This window comes from Hymenobacter cyanobacteriorum, from assembly GCF_022631375.1.
Classification (GTDB): Bacteria; Bacteroidota; Bacteroidia; order Cytophagales; family Hymenobacteraceae; genus Hymenobacter; species Hymenobacter cyanobacteriorum.
Map to the genome: position 1 here is coordinate 1 of NZ_JALBGC010000015.1, position 1,256 is coordinate 1,256.

General features: G+C 56.8%; 1 rRNA gene. It reads right to left on the bottom strand.

Annotated elements, in window-relative coordinates:
• Nucleotides 1-7: 7 nt before the first annotated feature.
• Nucleotides 8-1,256: ribosomal RNA gene (locus tag MON38_RS22600) — 16S ribosomal RNA — on the bottom strand; the annotation flags it as partial.

Sequence of the window (1,256 nt, forward strand, 5' to 3'; positions counted from 1 at the left end):
GCTCCAGAAAGGAGGTGATCCAGCCGCACCTTCCGGTACGGCTACCTTGTTACGACTTAGCCCTAATTACCTGTTCTACCCTAACCGGCTTCGTTGCGGAGCACCGGCTTCAGGTCTACCAGACTTTCATGGCTTGACGGGCGGTGTGTACAAGGCCCGGGAACGTATTCACCGCGTCATTGCTGATACGCGATTACTAGTGATTCCAGCTTCACGGAGTCGAGTTGCAGACTCCGATCCGAACTGAGAACGGCTTTTCGGGATTGGCGCACCATCGCTGGTTGGCAACCCGCTGTACCGTCCATTGTAGCACGTGTGTAGCCCTAGGCGTAAGGGCCATGATGACCTGACGTCGTCCCCGCCTTCCTCACTGCTTGCGCAGGCAGTCTGGCTAGAGTCCCCACCATTACGTGCTGGCAACTAACCATAGGGGTTGCGCTCGTTGCGGGACTTAACCCAACACCTCACGGCACGAGCTGACGACGGCCATGCAGCACCTTGCTTTGTGTCCCGAAGGAAAGCCTCATCTCTGAGGCGGTCACGCGCATTCTAGCCTAGGTAAGGTTCCTCGCGTATCATCGAATTAAACCACATGCTCCACCACTTGTGCGGGCCCCCGTCAATTCTTTTGAGTTTCACTCTTGCGAGCGTACTCCCCAGGTGGGATACTTAACGCTTTCGCTAAGCCAGTGACCGTCTATCGCCACCAGCGAGTATCCATCGTTTACGGCGTGGACTACCAGGGTATCTAATCCTGTTCGCTCCCCACGCTTTCGTGCCTCAGCGTCAGTTACAGTCTAGGCAGCTGCCTTCGCAATCGGGGTTCTGGATGCTATCTATGCATTTCACCGCTACAGCATCCATTCCGCCACCCTCGTCTGTACTCAAGCCGACCAGTTTCCAGGGCAGTTCCGTTGTTGAGCAACGGGCTTTCACCCCAGACTTAATCGGCCGCCTACGCACCCTTTAAACCCAATAAATCCGGACAACGCTTGCACCCTCCGTATTACCGCGGCTGCTGGCACGGAGTTAGCCGGTGCTTATTCACCAGGTACCGTCAGTAGAGCGCGCACGCCCTTTTTTCTTCCCTGGCAAAAGCAGTTTACGACTCAGAAAGCCTTCATCCTGCACGCGGCATGGCTGGGTCAGGCTCTCGCCCATTGCCCAATATTCCCTACTGCTGCCTCCCGTAGGAGTCGGGCCCGTATCTCAGTGCCCGTGTGGGGGACCAGCCTCTCAGCTCCCCTAGCCATCGT